Origin of the sequence: Streptomyces sp. NPDC048639 (assembly GCF_043199075.1) — a bacterium.
Lineage (GTDB): Bacteria > Actinomycetota > Actinomycetes > Streptomycetales > Streptomycetaceae > Streptomyces.
Genome location: NZ_JBICVP010000003.1, coordinates 786,516 through 802,957, shown reverse-complemented (window position 1 = coordinate 802,957; position 16,442 = coordinate 786,516). Strand labels below are relative to the sequence as shown.

Annotated in this window: 15 protein-coding genes; 8 read left to right on the top strand and 7 right to left on the bottom strand. The window is 71.1% G+C overall.

What is annotated here, in order from left to right; all coding sequences use genetic code 11:
- The first annotated feature begins 1,068 nt into the window (after positions 1-1,068).
- The 3 genes from ACGFNH_RS11770 (at position 1,069) to ACGFNH_RS11760 (ending at position 5,584) form a co-directional block, all read left to right on the top strand.
- On the top strand, positions 1,069-1,362 hold the full coding sequence (locus tag ACGFNH_RS11770; protein WP_393652872.1) for a hypothetical protein: 294 nt from the start codon (positions 1,069-1,071) through the stop codon (positions 1,360-1,362).
- Positions 1,359-3,437, top strand: a complete 2,079-nt coding sequence (locus tag ACGFNH_RS11765; RefSeq protein WP_393652871.1) for a bifunctional polysaccharide deacetylase/glycosyltransferase family 2 protein — start codon at positions 1,359-1,361, stop codon at positions 3,435-3,437. Before ACGFNH_RS11770 ends, ACGFNH_RS11765 begins: the two co-directional genes overlap by 4 nt.
- A 233-nt stretch (positions 3,438-3,670) precedes the next feature.
- Positions 3,671-5,584, top strand: coding sequence for an LCP family protein (locus ACGFNH_RS11760; protein WP_393652870.1), 1,914 nt, complete (start codon positions 3,671-3,673; stop codon positions 5,582-5,584).
- Positions 5,585-5,717: 133 nt separating this feature from the next.
- Here the strand turns inward: ACGFNH_RS11760 and ACGFNH_RS11755 are convergent, their stop codons facing one another.
- Entirely contained in the window at positions 5,718-6,170 is a 453-nt protein-coding gene (locus tag ACGFNH_RS11755) for a lamin tail domain-containing protein (RefSeq protein WP_393652869.1), read from the bottom strand.
- A 325-nt stretch (positions 6,171-6,495) separates the two neighbouring features.
- On the opposite strand from ACGFNH_RS11755, the gene ACGFNH_RS11750 reads away from it, so the two are divergent.
- The 4 genes from ACGFNH_RS11750 to ACGFNH_RS11735 all read left to right on the top strand — a co-directional run bounded on the left by ACGFNH_RS11750 (position 6,496) and on the right by ACGFNH_RS11735 (position 10,510).
- Complete coding sequence (locus ACGFNH_RS11750) at positions 6,496-7,722, top strand: PP2C family protein-serine/threonine phosphatase (protein WP_393652868.1); 1,227 nt, start codon at positions 6,496-6,498, stop codon at positions 7,720-7,722.
- A gap of 229 nt (positions 7,723-7,951) precedes the next feature.
- Positions 7,952-8,302, top strand: coding sequence for a hypothetical protein (locus ACGFNH_RS11745; protein WP_393652867.1), 351 nt, complete (start codon positions 7,952-7,954; stop codon positions 8,300-8,302).
- 97 nt (positions 8,303-8,399) lie between these two features.
- The gene (locus tag ACGFNH_RS11740; protein WP_393652866.1) at positions 8,400-8,831 is read left to right on the top strand and encodes a DUF4186 domain-containing protein; all 432 of its coding nucleotides are present in this window, start codon (positions 8,400-8,402) and stop codon (positions 8,829-8,831) included.
- Positions 8,832-9,178: 347 nt separating this feature from the next.
- Positions 9,179-10,510 carry an MFS transporter gene (locus ACGFNH_RS11735; protein ID WP_393652865.1) on the top strand — a complete coding sequence of 444 codons (1,332 nt, stop codon included), beginning with the start codon at positions 9,179-9,181 and terminating at the stop codon, positions 10,508-10,510.
- Positions 10,511-10,544: 34 nt separating this feature from the next.
- On the opposite strand, the gene msrA (ACGFNH_RS11730) is transcribed toward ACGFNH_RS11735, so the two are convergent.
- The 3 genes from msrA (ACGFNH_RS11730) to ACGFNH_RS11720 all read right to left on the bottom strand — a co-directional run bounded on the left by msrA (ACGFNH_RS11730) (position 10,545) and on the right by ACGFNH_RS11720 (position 13,324).
- The gene (gene msrA, locus ACGFNH_RS11730; protein ID WP_393652864.1) at positions 10,545-11,216 is read right to left on the bottom strand and encodes a peptide-methionine (S)-S-oxide reductase MsrA; all 672 of its coding nucleotides are present in this window, start codon (positions 11,214-11,216) and stop codon (positions 10,545-10,547) included.
- Positions 11,217-11,439: 223 nt separating this feature from the next.
- Complete coding sequence (gene msrA / locus ACGFNH_RS11725; RefSeq protein WP_393652863.1) at positions 11,440-12,102, bottom strand: peptide-methionine (S)-S-oxide reductase MsrA; 663 nt, start codon at positions 12,100-12,102, stop codon at positions 11,440-11,442.
- Between the two features lie 106 nt (positions 12,103-12,208).
- The gene (locus ACGFNH_RS11720) at positions 12,209-13,324 is read right to left on the bottom strand and encodes a hypothetical protein (RefSeq protein ID WP_393652942.1); all 1,116 of its coding nucleotides are present in this window, start codon (positions 13,322-13,324) and stop codon (positions 12,209-12,211) included.
- 126 nt (positions 13,325-13,450) lie between these two features.
- Between ACGFNH_RS11720 and ACGFNH_RS11715 the strand changes: the two genes are divergently transcribed.
- Entirely contained in the window at positions 13,451-14,617 is a 1,167-nt protein-coding gene (locus tag ACGFNH_RS11715) for a cystathionine gamma-synthase (protein WP_393652862.1), read from the top strand.
- A 355-nt stretch (positions 14,618-14,972) separates the two neighbouring features.
- On the opposite strand, the gene ACGFNH_RS11710 is transcribed toward ACGFNH_RS11715, so the two are convergent.
- The 3 genes from ACGFNH_RS11710 to ACGFNH_RS11700 all read right to left on the bottom strand — a co-directional run bounded on the left by ACGFNH_RS11710 (position 14,973) and on the right by ACGFNH_RS11700 (position 16,344).
- Entirely contained in the window at positions 14,973-15,224 is a 252-nt protein-coding gene (locus ACGFNH_RS11710; RefSeq protein WP_393652861.1) for a hypothetical protein, read from the bottom strand.
- Entirely contained in the window at positions 15,221-15,679 is a 459-nt protein-coding gene (locus ACGFNH_RS11705) for a sigma factor-like helix-turn-helix DNA-binding protein (protein WP_393652860.1), read from the bottom strand. The genes ACGFNH_RS11710 and ACGFNH_RS11705 overlap by 4 nt, the downstream gene beginning before the upstream one ends.
- 134 nt (positions 15,680-15,813) lie before the next feature.
- Complete coding sequence (locus ACGFNH_RS11700) at positions 15,814-16,344, bottom strand: MarR family winged helix-turn-helix transcriptional regulator (protein WP_393652859.1); 531 nt, start codon at positions 16,342-16,344, stop codon at positions 15,814-15,816.
- Between the last annotated feature and the right edge of the window lie 98 nt (positions 16,345-16,442).

The window sequence follows — 16,442 nt, the reverse complement described above, 5'->3', positions numbered from 1 at the left end:
AATCCGTGTCGTGGCCACGCGATGCGCGGTGCGCGGGGGGATGCCGCGCGTGTGCATGCCTGTACGCCGGCGCACGCCGTTGCCGGAGTGGTTCAAGGTCTCTCACTCCGTCTCCGGGAGACGGACATGCGGGTTCAGAAGATCGCGACCGCGGCGATGGTGGTCCCGGCGGCGAGCCCTTGGCGTCGCTGGGTGCCGGGCCGCAGTCGCGGACGGGCCCGCGGCGATGGCGGGGGTGGGTCGACGGGTGGTGAGCTGATCCAGTGGAACGTCGCGCAGCGCGGGCGGCTCGACAGCAACTGCGCAAGCCCCACCGCCTTGTTCGCCAGGGGGGAACGCCCTGTCGAGCGAACGCCCCGTCGAGCGACGGCCGAACGACGCTCACTGTGCGGACACGGACGCCTCGTCCAACCGCAACATGCCCACCCGGTACGGCGATGCGGATGCCGAGCGCGGCGCGCTGACGGAGGAGACCGCGACCAGCGGAACCTTGCGCAGGTACGGGTCCGGGCTCCTCTCCCGAACGGCTCCGCGCTCGCCGCGTTCGCTGCGTGCCCGTGCCGCGCGTCACAACCCGGCGCACTTCCCCGGTTCAGGGCACGCCTCTGAGTCGGGGCCGATGCGTTTTTCGCGCACTCGCTCCTCACCGCCCGCTTTCCCGCATTCAACGCCCGTATTCCACCCGGATTCCGGGCTTCGAACCCGCAAAAGGCCTAGACAAACCAGCGGTGATGAGGGCCGTCCGGCAGGTGTAGCGGAGATCACGGACTGGTGTCCTCCGGTGGAACAGTCGATGACGTGACGGCCTCCGCTCCTTCGAATCTCCAGCTCAGAAGGGGGGATTGCATGGGGTTGGCAGATGAACGGGGCGATGACGTCAAGTACCGACACGGGTGTCCGATGAGCAAGCTTTACTCTTCGTTGCACACTCCTGTTCGAGGCTGACTACACTCGCCCGCTATGGCTACGACGGGACGGAAACGAAGCGGGCGCCGGGGAGCGCGCAGTCAGGTCCAGATATTTGTGGATTCTTCCGGTCGGCGCAGACGGTTTCTGTGGTTCGTGGCCATGGCGGTGGGATGTGCCTGCGCCGGCTACCTGCTGCTGCTCATCGCCGCGCTCTCCGGAGTGCTGGAGCAGCAGTCCCAGTCGCAGCCGCATCCGCGCTACGAGCCGTCCGGCGTCTCCGCCACGACCCCCACCGCCACTCCCGCGCGCAGTGACGCTACGCGCGGTGACTCCTCGCCGTCCGCCCCCCACGGCGAGGGTTCCCCGGCAGTCGTCCCGTCCCCGGGCCATGACAGAACCGCGCCGGTCCCGGCGTACGTCCTGTCGGCCCCAGGGGGAGGCAATGCCACGTGAGCGCACGCCACGCGCGGAGTCGTGACCCGCGCGGGCACTGGCTGCTGCTGATCGTCGCGATCACCGCGGTTGCCGCTGCCTTGCTCTTCGAGGGCTGGACCACCTACGAGGTCGGTGCGGCCCAGACGAAGCGTGCCTGCAGCACACCCGTGCCCAAGGCCGCGGACAGCGGGAAGCCGGTCGTGCGCATCAAGGGCGGCAAGGTGACCACGGCGGCCATGCCGCCCCGTACCGTTGCGCTCACCTTCGACGGCGGGCCCGACCCGGTCTGGACGCCGCGCCTGCTCGAGCTGTTGCGCCACCACAAGGCGCGGGCGACGTTCTTCCTCTCCGGCGCTCAAGTGGCCCGGCATCCCGACCTGGTGGAGCGGATCCGCGACGAGGGCCACGAGATCGGCTCGTACACCTACACCGGGGTCGACCTCGGTCAGGTGTCGGCCGCTCGCACCCGGCTCGAGATGTCGCTCACGCAGTCGGCGCTGGCCGGCGCCGGGGGTGTGAAGACCGACCTGGCGCGCCTTCCGCTCACGACGCAGGCCGACACGATGTGCGGCGGCGAGTGGACGGCGGCGGAGCGGGTGGCCGCCGAGGGCTACACCCTGGTCGCGGCCGACCGGCCGTTCCGGAAGCCGGAGCAGGGCCTGATCCGGCAGTTCAGCAATACGGACATCGCGTACCAAGAGACGAAAAAGCTGCTCCGTAATCAGAAGGTCCGGTTCACCACCGTGTCGGACGGCCTCGGGGAGCGCCGGACCGACGCCCGTGCGTCCGCGGCCAGTCGCTGGCAGGGCGAGGGCCTGATCACGGTGCAGACGATCGGGCACTTCTTCGTCGACACCATGACGTGGGTGCTCGGGATCGGCGGCGGGCTCGCGCTGCTGCGCCTGGTGCTGCTCATGGTCTTCGCCCGGGCCCATGTCCGGCGCATCGGCCGCTTCCGCCCCGGATCGCCCTGGCTACGGGAGATCACCGAGCCGGTGACCGTCCTCATCCCGGCGTACAACGAAGAGGCCGGCATCCAGTCGACCGTGCTCTCGCTCCTCGACTCCACCCACCCGTACCTGCAGATCATCGTGATCGACGACGGCTCGACGGACGCGACGGCGGAGATCGCCGCCGCGATCGACGATCCGCGCGTCATGGTGGTCCGCCAGCCCAACGCGGGCAAGGCGGCGGCCCTCAACACCGGCCTGGTCTACGCGGAGTACGGCATCGTCGTGATGGTCGACGCCGACACCGTCTTCGAGCCGGACGCCATGTACCACCTGATCCAGCCGCTCGCCCACCCGGCCATCGGCGCGGTCAGCGGCAACACCAAGGTGGGCAACCGGCGGCGTCTGCTCGGCAAGTGGCAGCACCTGGAGTACGTCTTCGGGTTCAACCTCGACCGCCGCATGTTCGAGGTGCTGGAGTGCATGCCGACGGTCCCCGGAGCCATCGGTGCCTACCGCCGGGACGCCCTCATGGGCGTCGGCGGTGTGAGCGAGGACACCCTCGCCGAGGACACCGACCTCACGATGGCTCTGTGGCGTGCGGGCTGGCGGGTGGTGTACCAGGAGTCCGCCATCGCCTGGACCGAAGTACCGGTGAAACTCAGCCAGTTGTGGCGCCAGCGCTACCGCTGGTGCTACGGCACACTTCAGGCCATCTGGAAGCACCGCAGGGCGGTCCTGGAGATGGGTCCGCCCGGTCGCTTCGGCCGCCGCGGGCTGACGTATCTGGTGGTCTTCCAGGTGATATTGCCGCTGTTCGCGCCGATCGTGGACCTCTTCGCCCTGTACGGGGCGCTGTTCCTCGACTCGGCCCTCTGGGTCGCGGTGTGGCTCGGTTTCCTGGGTGTCCAGATGTTCGGTGCCGGCTACGCGCTGCGTCTGGACGGCGAGAAATTGAGAACACTATGGGTGATGCCGCTCCAACTGATCGTCTACCGGCAGCTGATGTACCTGGTGACCATTCAGTCCGTGGTCACCGCGCTGCTCGGCAGCCGGCTGAAGTGGCATCGCATGCACCGCTCCGGTACCGCAGACCAGTACCGGCTGGAAGAACCGGTCGGTGAACCGTTGTCATTGAACTGACCCACGGCCTCCGACCGTAGAAAGAAGGGCAATAAGTAGCGACGCCCTCTACTGCCGAACAACCCCCCACCGGCATGGAAGGAACGTCATCGTGATGGAACTCCCTTTCCTCACCGCTGTTCGGAACGCTGGAACCGCAGATGAATAGGTACACGGCCGGACCCTCGGACCCGCTCGCCGCGGCGTCCGGAGGTCACTCTGGCCCTCCCCCCACACCCGACCCCACACCCCACATGAACGACTGGCACGAAGACTGGACCAACACCGCCGATCCGTACGGCGGCTTCGCGGACCCCTACGCGGACTCCCGTGACGCCTACGGCGGTTCCGCGGCTCCGCACGGCGGCTACGCGGACGGGTACGGCGCCTACGCCGACCCGAACGCCGGCCATGCGGCGGCCCACGTCGGCTACGCGGACCCCTACGGAGGGGCCACCGACGGCTACGGCGGGTCCGTTGACCCGTACGGCGGCCACGCCGCCCCGCAGCAGACCGGCTACGGCGACCCGTACGGCGGCTACGCGGACCCCCACACCGCGTATGCCGGTCCGGGTACCGGCTACGCCGACGCACAGACGGGCTACGCGGACCCCTTCGACGGCTACGCGGCCACGGGCGCGGACTTCACGTATGCGGACCCCCACACCGCATACGTGAACTCCCAGGCCGTGTACGCCGACCCGCAGACGGGCTTCGCCGACCCCCAGACGGGCTTCGCCGACCCCCAGACGGACTTCGCCGTCCCGCAGGGTGGTTTCGCGGACCCGCAGGGCGGTTTCGTGGATCCGGACGCCGTCTTCCCGGCCCCGCAGGCCGGGTACGTGGATCCGGACGCGCTCTTCGCGGATCCCCGCACCCCGGATGAAGGGACCGGCGCTCCCGGAAGCGGCACCCCCGCACAGCCGGTGCGGATCATCCAGCACACGCCGTCGGAGCACGACACCCCCGAGCAGGGGACGGCCGGACCCGCTACCGATCCGCGGCTGCCCATACCCGTACCCGACGGTGCGACCACACCCGCGCACGGGTTCGCGAGCCCCGAGGACGACGGCCGGAGCCATCCGCGGTTCGCCCACCTCGAAGGCCAGGGCATCGGCGGCGGAAGCCATCTGCCGCCCCGGCGCGTACGCAACGCCGACAACGGCAGCCGTCCGCGCCGCCGGCTGAGGAAGACGGTGATCGGCGTGGTCACGGTGGCGGCCGTCGCCTCCGTGTCCAGTTACGCCTGGGCCGACTCCAAGCTCAACCGCGAGGTCGATCTCGGCAAGGTCCAGGACCGTCCCTCGGGCGGCAAGGGGACCAACTACCTGATCGTGGGCTCCGACAGCCGCGACGGCCTGTCGAACGACGACCGGAAGAACCTGCACACCGGGACGGCCGAGGGGCGGCGCACCGACTCGATGATCCTCATGCACGTGGGTGCGGAGGGCACGACGATGATGAGCCTGCCCCGCGACTCCTGGGTCACCGTCCCGGGGTATCTCCGCCCCGAGACGGGCAAGCACGTGCCCAAGGGCAAGAACAAGCTGAACGCGGCGTTCTCGATCGGCGGACCCGAACTCCTCGTACGGACCGTGGAGCTCAACACCGGCCTGAAGATCGATCATTACGCGGAGATCGGCTTCGCGGGCTTCGTGAACATCGTCGACTCGGTCGGCGGCGTGAACGTCTGCCTCGACCGGGACATCAGGGACAAGAAGTCGGGCGCCGATCTGAAGAAGGGCTGCCAGACCCTCAACGGGCAGAATGCGCTCGCGTTCGTCCGGCAGCGCCACCAGGAGGCCGAGGGCGATCTGGGCCGTTCCCAGAACCAGCAGAAGTTCCTGGCCGCCCTCGCCCGCAAGGCCGGGGAGTCCGACACCATGCTCAGCCCGTCCAAGCTCTACTCGACCATGGAAGCCGGTCTGGACACGCTCATCGTGGACAAGGACACCGGGCTGGAGAACCTCACGTCCATGTTCCGGGCGATGAAGGGCGTATCGAGCGGCAACGGCAAGCGACTCAACGTCCCCGTCTCCAACCTGGCGCTGCAGACGTCCAAGGGCAGCGCCGTGCAGTGGAACGAGTCCCAGGCCAAGAAGCTCTTCGGCGAGCTGAAGGACGACCGTCCGGTGACGGTTCCGCCCAAGAAGGCCGGTCGCCGCTGAGCAGAAGGTCCGCAGGACCGACGGCCGAGCCCGCCAATGTGCCGAACGGCCTGAGGTCCGGACGGTCGAAGGCCGAAGGGGCAGCCCCTCCGCGCAGTCCGCGGAGGGGCTGCCCCCTGTCGTGGCTCCCGCGTCAGCACATCTTGTAGTCGGCGCGCGAGGAGTTGTACGAGCAGGTGTCGACGCTCGTCCCCGTCGACTTGCGCAGGGTGGCCTTGTCGCTGGTGTTGTTCCAGACGTACGAGCCGCGGTTCTGGTACCGCGTCGACGAGGAGTTGGTCCCCTTGCCGGTGCGGACGGTGACGGTCTTGCCGGCACCGAGCGAGTACGTGCCGAAGGTGTACTTGTGGTTGGAGGCATCCGTCACCGTCCAGCCCTTGAGGCTGACGGCCCGGCTGGTGGTGTTGCGGATCTGCACGTACTCGCCGTTCAGGCTGGAGTTGCTGCCGGTGTCCGAGCCCGGGCTGTCGTAATGGACCTTGTACAGATGCACGGAGCCGGCGGCCTGCGCCTGGGCCGGCACGAGCACGGCGGTGGCCAGGCCGGCGGCAACGGCAGCCGCGGCTATGGTGCGGACACGGTTCATGGGGTCCCCCCTCGGGACGGCCGCGCACGGTTCGCGCGGCGAGATCGTTCACAGTACGGAAGGGGGTGCTTTGTACTGTCTGGTATTACGAAACAGCGACATGGGGGATGTGCCGGTCAAAACGGTGGACGCCCGCCTCCTGTATCGGGGTGATCCCCACTCGTCCCGGCCGGCCGAGTGCAGGCCGAGCGCCGACCGACAGACCGCAGACCGACCGCAGTCCGGCCGCGCACCTTGAGGTCCCCGTCCCCGTCCCCGTCCCGGTCGCGGGCGGTGCCGTGCGCTTCCGCCTGACGGAGCCACGGCAGGGGTGCACAGTGGTTGTATGGGCCTCCGGAGGCGCATCGCGGATCTGCGGCGACCATGGCAGCCGGGCCACGCGCTGCTGGCGATTCCTCTCGCGCTGATCGTGGCGATCACGGTCGCGGGCGTCCTGGCCCCGGCCCACATCCATCTCGGTCCGCTCCTGGTCGTCGCCCCCGCGATCACGCCCTCGTTCGCCGGCCCGCGCATGACCGCGCTGGTCGGCGCGCTGGCCGTGATCGCCCAGACCGTGATCGCGATGCTGCGCGGCGGGTTGACCGCCAACCACCAGGTCCAGATCGCCGCCCTGACGGTGATCTCGCTCCTCCTGGTGATCTTCTGCGCCCAGCGTGAGCGCCGTACCCGGGAACTGGCCCGGGTGCGCTCGGTTTCCGAGGCGACACAGCGGGTGGTGCTGCGCCCGCTGCCGCACCGTATGGGCCCGCTGCGGATCGCCTCGCTGTACATGGCCGCCGAGGACGAGGCGCACATCGGCGGGGACCTGTATGCGGCCACCCGGACGGCGACCGGGGCGCGCCTGATCATCGGCGACGTCCGCGGCAAGGGCCTGACCTCCATCAGCGACGCATCCGTGCTCATGGGTGCCTTCCGGGAGGCCGCGCCGCGCTGCGCCACCTTGCTCGAACTCGCCGGGACCCTGGAGAACAGCATCTGCCGGCATCTGGCCGATCACGGCGCGCACTTCGAGGCGCCGGGTGACCTGCACGAGCACTTCGTCACCGCGCTGATGCTCGACATCCCCGACGGGGACCCGAGGACGCAGATGGTCAACTGCGGCCATCCGCCGCCCCTGCTGCTGCGCGAGGGCCGCGTGACCGCCCTGTACGCCCGTGACGCCGAGCCCCCGCTCGGCCTGTGCGATCTGCCCCGGACCGGTCTCACCCTCGACACCTTCGCCTTCGAGGACGACGACACCCTCCTGCTCCATACCGACGGTGTGACCGAGGCGCGGGCGCCCGACCGGTCCTTCTACCCGCTCGCCGAACGCGTCGCCCAATGGTCCGGCAGCGGACCCGAGGCGCTGTTGCAGCACATCCGTGACGACCTCCTCGCGCACGTCGGCGGACCCCTGGGGGACGACGCGGCCATGGTGGTGATCCAGCGCTCGCCCAGGCTCCTGCCCGCCAACCCGCTCAGGAAGATCATCGACAGCGACGGCCTCCACCACGCCACCGCCGGCGCGCTGGACGCGGAGGCCGCACTGCCACCGTCACCGGACCGGGAATGACCACTCGGCCCCCGGCCCCCGGCCCCCGGCCCCGGCCCCCGGCGCCCGCGGTCGGCGGGCGGCACCGGAGAGCGCCCCGGGCCGAAGCGTAGGCTGGGTCGGAGAACCCCATCAGCCCCCGAAACGGCTGATGAGGAGCCGAAGTCCGGTCGGGCGAACCCGGTCATCACGCACGCCGACCGTCATCGGCACGGACGCGGAAGACCGGAGCCGGCGGAGGTGAGAACGCATGGCGGTCACCCTCAACGAGCGGGCGTACGGCCACGCCAAGAAGCTGATCCAGGCCGAGGAAGCGGTCCTCGACGACCGCGACGCATGGAGCGAGCACCGGCCCAGCGCGGCCCGGGAGGACGAGTTCCTGGAGCGGCACGGGTCCGGTGAGTACGCCAAGTGGTACCTGGGCATCGACGACGAGCAGCCCGACGACGGCAAAGGCCGGTACGAGTTCCCCTACGGCGATTTCGCCCGGGCGCACCGCTGCGGTGTGCTGTCCGCGGAAGTACAGGCAGGGCAGTACAAGTACGTGGACATCGAAGCCGCCGTCGGCCGACTGCGCGGCATGCTCGACCGGTTGACATAGCGGTGCAGGCCGCGAGGGAGTCCTCCCCGGGCAAGGAATCCCGGCCGCCGGGTCCCGGGTAGGGGCCCTCCCGCACCGTCCTCATCCGGAGTGTGCGATGCCCGAACCGAGGCCGGACGCGCTCGACGTTCGGCTGGACACGATCGCGCGGCATCCGTTCCGCGCGAAGTTCCGTCTGCGTGGCCGCGAGCGTGCCATCGCCGAACTCAACGGCCCGTCCACGCTGCGCTGGCACGCGTACGACCTCGTCAACAAGCGCCTGGCCCCGGCCGAGCCGTACAAGGACGGCAAGCAGACCCCGTATCGCGGCCACCCCGTCTTCGTCGCCCAGCACGCGACGGGAACGTGCTGCCGCACCTGTCTCCTGCGCTGCCACCACATCCCCGAGGGAAGAGCCCTCGGCCGCGCGGAGCGGGCCTATGTCGTGGACGTCATCTGCCGCTGGATCGAACGCGAACTGGCGGGGCCGTCGGGAGAGGCACCGCCGTACCCGGGCACGCCGGAAGCGGACGGGCCGGGAGGCGGTTAGGCATGGCGAGGCGCGTCCCCGGCCCGGCCCGGGCGGCGAACCGCCCTCCCGGCCGCCGCGATCGCGCAACGTCAGGGCTCATCATGAGAACGACTCGACCGCCCCCTCCGTCCACGTCCGGGGCGTCGGCGCGCACGACCTGAGGACCGTCGACATCGACATCCCGCGGGACTCGGCGATCTGCACCTTATGCTCCGTATGGTGAATTTTCGGTGCCGAGCGTCCGCGTACGGGATGGAGTTGAGGACGTGCCGTTCGCGGATCCGGCCGGGAGTGGTGAACCCGCGCCCTCTCCTGCGCCGTCCCCGGGGTCCGGTCGGCAGCGGTTCCGGGGACCGCTTCTGGCCGTGTGCGCCGGGTACTTCATGGTGATCCTCGATGTGACGATCATCAACGTCGCCGTACCGGTGGTGGGCCGTGAGCTGTCCGCCTCGCTCACCGGGATCCAGTGGATCACCAACGGGTACACGATGGCCTTCGCCGGACTGCTGCTGACCGGTGGCGCACTGGGCGACCGGCTGGGAAACCGGCGGATCTTCTGTACCGGTGTCGCGGTCTTCACCACGTCCTCGGCCGTGTGTGCGCTCGCGCAGAACGTCCCGACCCTGGTGGCCGCCCGACTGGTCGAGGGCATCGGTGCGGCGCTGATCGTGCCCGGTTCCCTGGCGCTGCTCCAGCAGGCCTACACGGCTCCGGCCGCGCGCTCGTGGGCCTTCGGGCTATGGGGTTCGATGGCGGGCATCGCGGCCTCCGCCGGGCCGCTGCTGGGCGGGCTGCTCGTCTCGACGGTCGGCTGGCGGTGGGTGTTCCTCATCAACCTGCCCGTCGGCATCGCCTGCCTGCTGCTGACACGCCGGTACGTGGCGCCCTCGCCGCGGCACGCCGCCCGCGCCCTGGACTGGCCCGCGCAGTGCGCGGTCGTGGCGGCCGTGGCCCTGCTGACCGCCGCGCTCAACGAGGCCGGCCGGAGCGGCTGGACCGATCCGGCAGTCCTGACGGCGGCGGGCCTCGCGGTGACGGCCGCCGCCGCGTTCGCCGTACGCGAGCGGCTGGCCCGGGACCCCGCCCTTCCCCTGAACCTGCTGCACTCGCGTGCGATGAGCGGGGGAGCCGTCATCGGTCTGCTGTTCAACTTCGGCTTCTACGGCATGGTGTTCACCGCCAGCCTGTACTTCCAGCACCAGCGCGGGTACAGCGCCCTCGGCACCGGGCTTGCGCTGTTCCCCGCGGTGGCGATGACGATGTTCGCCTCCGTCCTGTCCGGGCGCCTGGCCCGCAGAACCGGCGATCGCCCGCTGGTGGTCACCGGCATGCTCCTGGCCGCCCTGGGACTGGCCGGCTGGGCCGCGGCGGGAGACGACCCCGCCTACGTGCTGCTCGTGGCCCCGATGATGGCCGCGGGGTTCGGTACCTCGTTCGCGCTCACCGGCTCGACCACCACCGTGATGGGAGCCGCACCCGCGGGGTACTCGGGGACCGCCTCCGCCCTCTTCAACACCACCCGCCAGATCGGCAGCGCCACCGGCGTGGCACTCGGCGGCACCCTGCTCGCCACAGCCACCGACTACACGGCGGGCGTGCGCACCAGCATGGCCGCCGGGGCACTCGCGTACCTGATGGCGGCGGGCCTGGCGTGGCTGTGCGTACCGCCGAGGCGGGAAAGGAGCGCAAGGACGTGAGCGGCGCGGCAAGTGTGCTGAATCCGGCCCGTGTTCAGTCGCTCGCCCCGGTAGCACCGGTCGGGCAGGAGACGCCCGTACCGCCGAGGCCGCAGTATCCGCCCGGGTTCTTGTCCAGGTACTGCTGGTGGTACCCCCGCGCCGGGTAGAACGGGTGGTCCTCGGCAGGGAGGATCTCCGTGGTGATCTCGCCGTATCCCGAGGCGGACAGGGCATGCTGGTAGCGCGTCCTGGACTGCTCGGCCGCCGCGCGCTGGGCGGGGGAGTGGGTGAAGAGGATCGACCTCACGTGGGTGCCCACGTCATTGCCCTGGCGGAAGCCCTGGGTGGGGTCGTGGGACTCCCAGAAGAGCCGGAGCAGCCGTTCGTACGTGGTCTTCGCGGGGTCGAAGACCACTCGCACCGTCTCCGCGTGCCCCGTCAGCCCGGTGCGGATCTCATCGTCCACCGGGTGCGGGGTGCGGCCGCCCTGGAAGCCGGTCACGGTCGTCCAGATGCCCGCCGGGAGCTGCCAGAACCGGCGCTCGGCGCCCCAGAAGCAGCCCAGTGCGAAGTCGGCGACCTCGCAGCCCTCGGGGTAGGGGCCCTGCAACGCCGTCCCGAGCACGCTGTGTTTCCCGGGCACCTCGTACGGGGGCGCGGTCCGGCCCGGCGGGGCCTCCTCGGGTGTGGGCAGACGCAGATCACGGCTCCGTCCGAACGGCAACGCGGCCTCCTCGTCCCCGGTGGGCGCCGAGCCCGGCGCTTGGCGCGTCGAGCCGTCCCGTGACGGGGGCGGCCTGTCCGGCGCACGCCGCCCCTCCGTCATGGTCCAAGCATGACGCGCCGTCCGGTGGTTGTCACAACTCCGCGCAGATGCGCGGGCGTTGGTGCGCGGAACATGGTCCGGTCGGGCAGCGGGAGGGACCCGCGTCAGGAGGGCGGTGCGGTCACCCGTCCGCCCTGGCGACCCCGACCGGGCAGGAGACGCCCGTGCCGCCGATGCCGCAGTAGCCGTTCGGGTTCTTGTCCAAGTACTGCTGGTGGTACGGCTCTGCCGGGTAGAACGGGCGGTCCTGCGACGGGAGGATCTCCGTGGTGATCTCGCCGTGCCCGGCCTTCGTCAGCACCGGCTGGTACGCGTCGCGGGAGGCCTCCGCCGCCGCCTGCTGCTCGGGGGAGTGGGTGTAGACCGCCGAGCGGTACTGGGTGCCGACGTCGTTGCCCTGGCGGAAGCCCTGGGTGGGGTTGTGCGCCTCCCAGAAGGCCTTGAGCAGGGCGTCGTACGAGAGGACCTCGGGGTCGAAGACGACGCGGACCGCCTCGGTGTGCCCGGTCAGACCGCTGCACACCTCTTCGTACGCCGGGTTCGGCGTGTGCCCGCCCTGGTAGCCGACCAGGGTGGTCCACACCCCCGGGATCTGCCAGAACGTGCGCTCCGCGCCCCAGAAGCAGCCCAGCCCGAAGTCGGCCACCTCCAGGCCCTGGGGGTAGGGGCCCAGCAGCGGGTTGCCGAGGACCGTGTGGCGCTCCGGAACGGTGAATTCCGGCGTCTCACGGCCGCGCAGAGTCTCCTCGGCGGTGGGCAGTTGCGGCTTGCGGTTCAGGAACATGGGGCGACTCCTCGGCATGGTGCGTCCGCCCATGACAACGTCCGTACGGGTCCCGGAATTCCACGCTCCGGGGCTCGATGGCGTCCCTCCGGCATCGGCCGTGTTCTCAGCGCGGCATCGTCGCCGGGCTTCCGCCCGACTGCTCCCACCCCGCGACCGCCTGCGCGCGGTAGACCACGTACGCCGCCGCCGGGTCCGGCTGGTACGACCACGGCACCGCGCCCACATGCCCGTCCACGTGCCCGAGCTGCTCCATCGCCTCGCCGTAGTGCTCGGCGCGCACCAGGAACCAGACGAGCAGATGGCGTACGTGCGGCAGCACCGCATGGTCGGCGGGCACGGAGCGGGCCGCGAAGAGCGCGCCCTGGACGGCGCGGGTGACGACCTCGCTCCGGTAGAGGCCCTGGACCATGTTCACCTCGGGCAGATGCTCGAAGACCGCGAACAGCGGCAGCGCCGGGAGCAGGCTCTTCTCGGGCGCGGTCGCCGCCGCGCCCTGGGCGAAGGCATCCGCCTTCTCCTTGGAGCCGTGCCACTTCTCGCACCAGTGGTGCAGGGCGGCCAGGTGCGCTCCCATGTGATCCGGGGCGCGTGAGGTGATCTTGGTCCACAGCTCCTCGAAGTCGGCCTCCCGGTAGCCGAGCCCGCGCGCCACGGCCAGCTCGACGATGTACGGCGTCGGGTCGCCCGGAGCGAGCAGCGCGGCCTCGCCGCACACCGTCCGCGCCTCCTCCAGGATGATCCGGTACTCCTCCGAACCCGGCCCGGCCTGCGACTGCCGCGCCTGCCGCACCAGGAACTCCGCGTGCACGACCGCGCCGCCCGCCTCCTTGGGCGCGTCCACCCGCCAGGTCCGCAGCCACTTGCCGCCCTCGCCCGGCGCCTGCGCCAGCTCGACGGCCGCCGCGCCCGCAAGGGTCTGGACGCGCTGCCAGCGCAGCTCCCGGTCCTCGGCCGAGGCGGTGGTGGCCAGCAGTTGCGCGGCCGGGTGCCAGTCCTGGGTGCGCCGGATCTCCTCCAGGACCTCGGCCAGCTCCGGGTCGGGGCCCGGCAGCGTGACGTCGAGACGCTCCGGCGGCGCGAAGCCGTACCCCGCGTAGGGGTCGACGGCGCTGTCGTGGCCGCGCAGCGCCTGCCGGCCGCCGCGTTGACGCAGCAGGGCGGGCACCACGAGGACTCCGCCGATCATGACCAGGCCGAGCAGGATGATCATTATGTCCATGAAGAGGTCCGTGTCCTGAGTCCGGTCGTGCACGAGGGCCTTGTGCGGGGCCCTCGTCCGAGGTCTTCCGAGGTCTGTCGTCCGAGGAATGAGCGCACAGTCAGTGTGGCGCATTACGCTCGGCTCATGACCGACGAGTACCAGCAGCAGCACGAGTACCACGGCTTCGAGACCCGGGCGATCCACGCCGGACAGGAGGCGGACCCGCTCACGGGCGCCGTCGTCCCGCCGATCTACCAGGTGTCGACCTACAAGCAGGACGGTGTCGGCGGGCTCCGCGGCGGCTATGAGTACAGCCGCTCCGCCAACCCGACCCGTACCGCTCTCGAGCAGAACATCGCAGCCCTGGAAGGCGGCCGGCGCGGACTGGCCTTCGCCTCCGGACTGGCGGCCGAGGACTGCCTGCTGCGCACCCTGCTCGTGCCCGGCGACCACGTGGTCATCCCCGACGACGCCTACGGCGGCACCTTCCGGCTCTTCTCCAAGGTCGCCGAGCGATGGGGAGTGAAGTGGTCGGTGGCGGACACCACCGACCTGGCGTCCGTACGGGCCGCACTCACCCCGCGCACCAAGGTGATCTGGGTCGAGACGCCCAGCAACCCGCTGCTGGGCATCACCGACATCGGGGCGGTCGCGGACCTGGCGCGCGGCGCCGGCGCCCGGCTCGTGGTCGACAACACCTTCGCCAGCCCCTACCTCCAGCAGCCGCTGGCGCACGGCGCGGACATCGTCGTGCACTCCACGACGAAGTACATGGGCGGGCACTCCGACGTCGTCGGCGGCGCCCTGGTCGTGAACGACGACGCGCTCGGCGACGAACTCGCCTTCCACCAGAACGCGATGGGCGCGATCGCCGGCCCCTTCGACGCCTGGCTGACCCTGCGCGGCATCAAGACCCTGGCCGTCCGGATGGACCGGCACAGTGCGAACGCCGAGCGCGTGGCCGAACTGCTCGTCGCCCACCCCAAGGTGACGCAGGTCTACTACCCGGGCAGGCACGAGCACCCGGGCCACGAGATCGCGGCGAAGCAGATGCGGTCCTTCGGCGGGATGGTGTCCTTCCGGGTCACCGGCGGGGAACAGGCGGCGGTGGAGGTCTGCAACCGGGCCCGGCTGTTCACCCTCGGCGAGTCGCTGGGCGGCGTCGAGTCGCTGATCGAGCACCCGGGACGGATGACGCACGCGTCGGCGGCCGGATCGGCCCTCGAGGTGCCCGCGGATCTGGTGCGGCTGTCTGTCGGCATCGAGGCGGTGGACGACCTGCTGTCGGACCTGGCGCAGGCGCTGGGCTGATCGCCGCCCCCTGTTCGCCGAGCCCGCGTCGGTGCGTGAGCCGGTCGCGGGGCACGCGTCGGGTGCGTGAGCCGGTCGCGGGGCACGCGTCGGCGAGAGCCCAGGACCGGTGCCGCCCGTGCGGCAGTGCGCCTGGGCTCTCTGCCGTACGAGGGATGCGAAGTGCCTGTCGGCCCAACGGCGTTGGCCGATGCTGTTGAGTCGGCGTTGCTGGCCCGATGCCGTTGGGTCGGCGTTGCTGGGGCCGATGCCGTTGGGTCGGCGCCGTCGGGCCGATGCTCCTCGGCGACGGACCGTCAACTGCCGTACGCCCACCGCGGTCGGCGCCGTCCGGCCCGAGTGCGCGGCGACCCCGCTACCAGCCGTCCAGCGGCGGCGTGGTGTCCGACGGCGACACGATCCAGGGCTGGGCCACGATCGCCCACACCGCGAAGGCCACGACCGCGGCCAGCAGAACCATCCAGGCCACGGTCCGTACCACCCGGCGGCGGGCGAGAAGCCGGTGTCCGCGGTCGGCCGCCCGTGCCGCGAGATCCGGCGGCACCACCGGATGCGGCCCGTCCAGCATCCGGCGGACCTCCTCCTGCTTGCGGTCGGGAAGGCTCATGGGGTGGCCACCTCCGGCCGGGGCGGCGGCGTGGGACGGCTGCGCATCGCGGACACCGACCGCAGGCAGATCGCGCGGACCCGCTCGGTCGGCAGACCGAGCTGCGCCGCGGCCTGCTCCTCGGCCACCCCTTCGTAGAGCCGCAACACCAGGACGAGGCGCTCCTGCGGGGTGAGTCGGTCGAGCGCGCCGCCGCGAGGGCGGCGGTGGCGCCAGTGCGTACGGGCGAAGCGGGTGGCGAGCTCCTGGCGGGTGCGCTCGTACGGATCCTCGCCGTGGAGGCCGTCCCACGCGGCGTACGTCCTGGCCAGGGCCGCCGTGAGCAGACGCTCCGCGGCGTCGGCGTCGCCGGTCAGCAGGGTGGCGGCATGGAGGAGCCTGCCTGCCGCGCCCGCGACGAATGCCTCGAACTCCCGGGCCCGGCGGCGATCTTGTTCCGCGCGCCGCTCTCGCACCGTGCCCTCCTCGTCTTCAATAGACGGCAGGGACGGGCCCAGGTCAAGGGGTCGGGACAGCACGACAACACGGCGGACGCATGTGCCGGATGGGCACGATGGGGCCGGTGGGGGCGGGCGGGTGCCCGATCCCGTCAGGAAGCCTGCGGCTCCTGCAGCGGCGCGGCCGCCATCCGTGCCGACAGCGCGTCGTTGAAGCGGGTCAGCAGGTCGCAGAAGGACTCACGCTCCTCCTCCGCCCAGTCCTCCGTCAGCAGCGCCATGAGCTGGCGCCTGGACGAGCGCACCTCGTCGAGACGGGCCTTGCCGCGGGCCGAGAGCTGGAGGACGACGGCTCGGCCGTCCTCGGGGTGGGAGGTCCGCTTGACCAGGCCGGTGTCGACCAGCGGCGCGACCTGGCGGGTGACCGTGGAGGAGTCGATGCCCATCCCGGCGGCGAGGGCCTTGACGCCCATGGGCCCCTCCCGATCAAGGCGGTTGAGCAGCAGATACGCGGCGCGGTCCATCGAGTTGCGGACCTGTCCGATGCCGCCGAGACGGGTCTGCTCCGCTCGCCGGGCGAAGAGCGCCACTTGGTGCTGCAGGTCGTCGAGAAGACCGCTCTCCAGGGAGGCCACCCGGCCGGGGGGCGGAGGAGCGGTCGTCATGTCCGGAGTGGTGGGCATGGCCTGAGCTCACTTCGTGAGGACGGTCGTGGATGCGCACAGGGTACGCGGCCTCGGCCCGACCCGTACCGGCTCGCGACAATCCCGTGACCGCCGGG

Excerpts from the sequence above, each read along its gene's own strand:
- ACGFNH_RS11770 (WP_393652872.1), top strand. The coding sequence starts at position 1,069 with ATGGCGGTGGGATGTGCCTGCGCCGGCTACCTGCTGCTGCTCATCGCC.
- ACGFNH_RS11760 (WP_393652870.1), top strand. The coding sequence starts at position 3,671 with ATGAACGACTGGCACGAAGACTGGACCAACACCGCCGATCCGTACGGC.
- ACGFNH_RS11755 (WP_393652869.1), bottom strand. The coding sequence starts at position 6,170 with ATGAACCGTGTCCGCACCATAGCCGCGGCTGCCGTTGCCGCCGGCCTG.
- ACGFNH_RS11750 (WP_393652868.1), top strand. The coding sequence starts at position 6,496 with ATGGGCCTCCGGAGGCGCATCGCGGATCTGCGGCGACCATGGCAGCCG.
- ACGFNH_RS11745 (WP_393652867.1), top strand. The coding sequence starts at position 7,952 with ATGGCGGTCACCCTCAACGAGCGGGCGTACGGCCACGCCAAGAAGCTG.
- ACGFNH_RS11740 (WP_393652866.1), top strand. The coding sequence starts at position 8,400 with ATGCCCGAACCGAGGCCGGACGCGCTCGACGTTCGGCTGGACACGATC.
- msrA (WP_393652863.1), bottom strand. The coding sequence starts at position 12,102 with ATGTTCCTGAACCGCAAGCCGCAACTGCCCACCGCCGAGGAGACTCTG.
- ACGFNH_RS11720 (WP_393652942.1), bottom strand. The coding sequence starts at position 13,324 with ATGGACATAATGATCATCCTGCTCGGCCTGGTCATGATCGGCGGAGTC.
- ACGFNH_RS11715 (WP_393652862.1), top strand. The coding sequence starts at position 13,451 with ATGACCGACGAGTACCAGCAGCAGCACGAGTACCACGGCTTCGAGACC.
- ACGFNH_RS11710 (WP_393652861.1), bottom strand. The coding sequence starts at position 15,224 with ATGAGCCTTCCCGACCGCAAGCAGGAGGAGGTCCGCCGGATGCTGGAC.
- ACGFNH_RS11700 (WP_393652859.1), bottom strand. The coding sequence starts at position 16,344 with ATGCCCACCACTCCGGACATGACGACCGCTCCTCCGCCCCCCGGCCGG.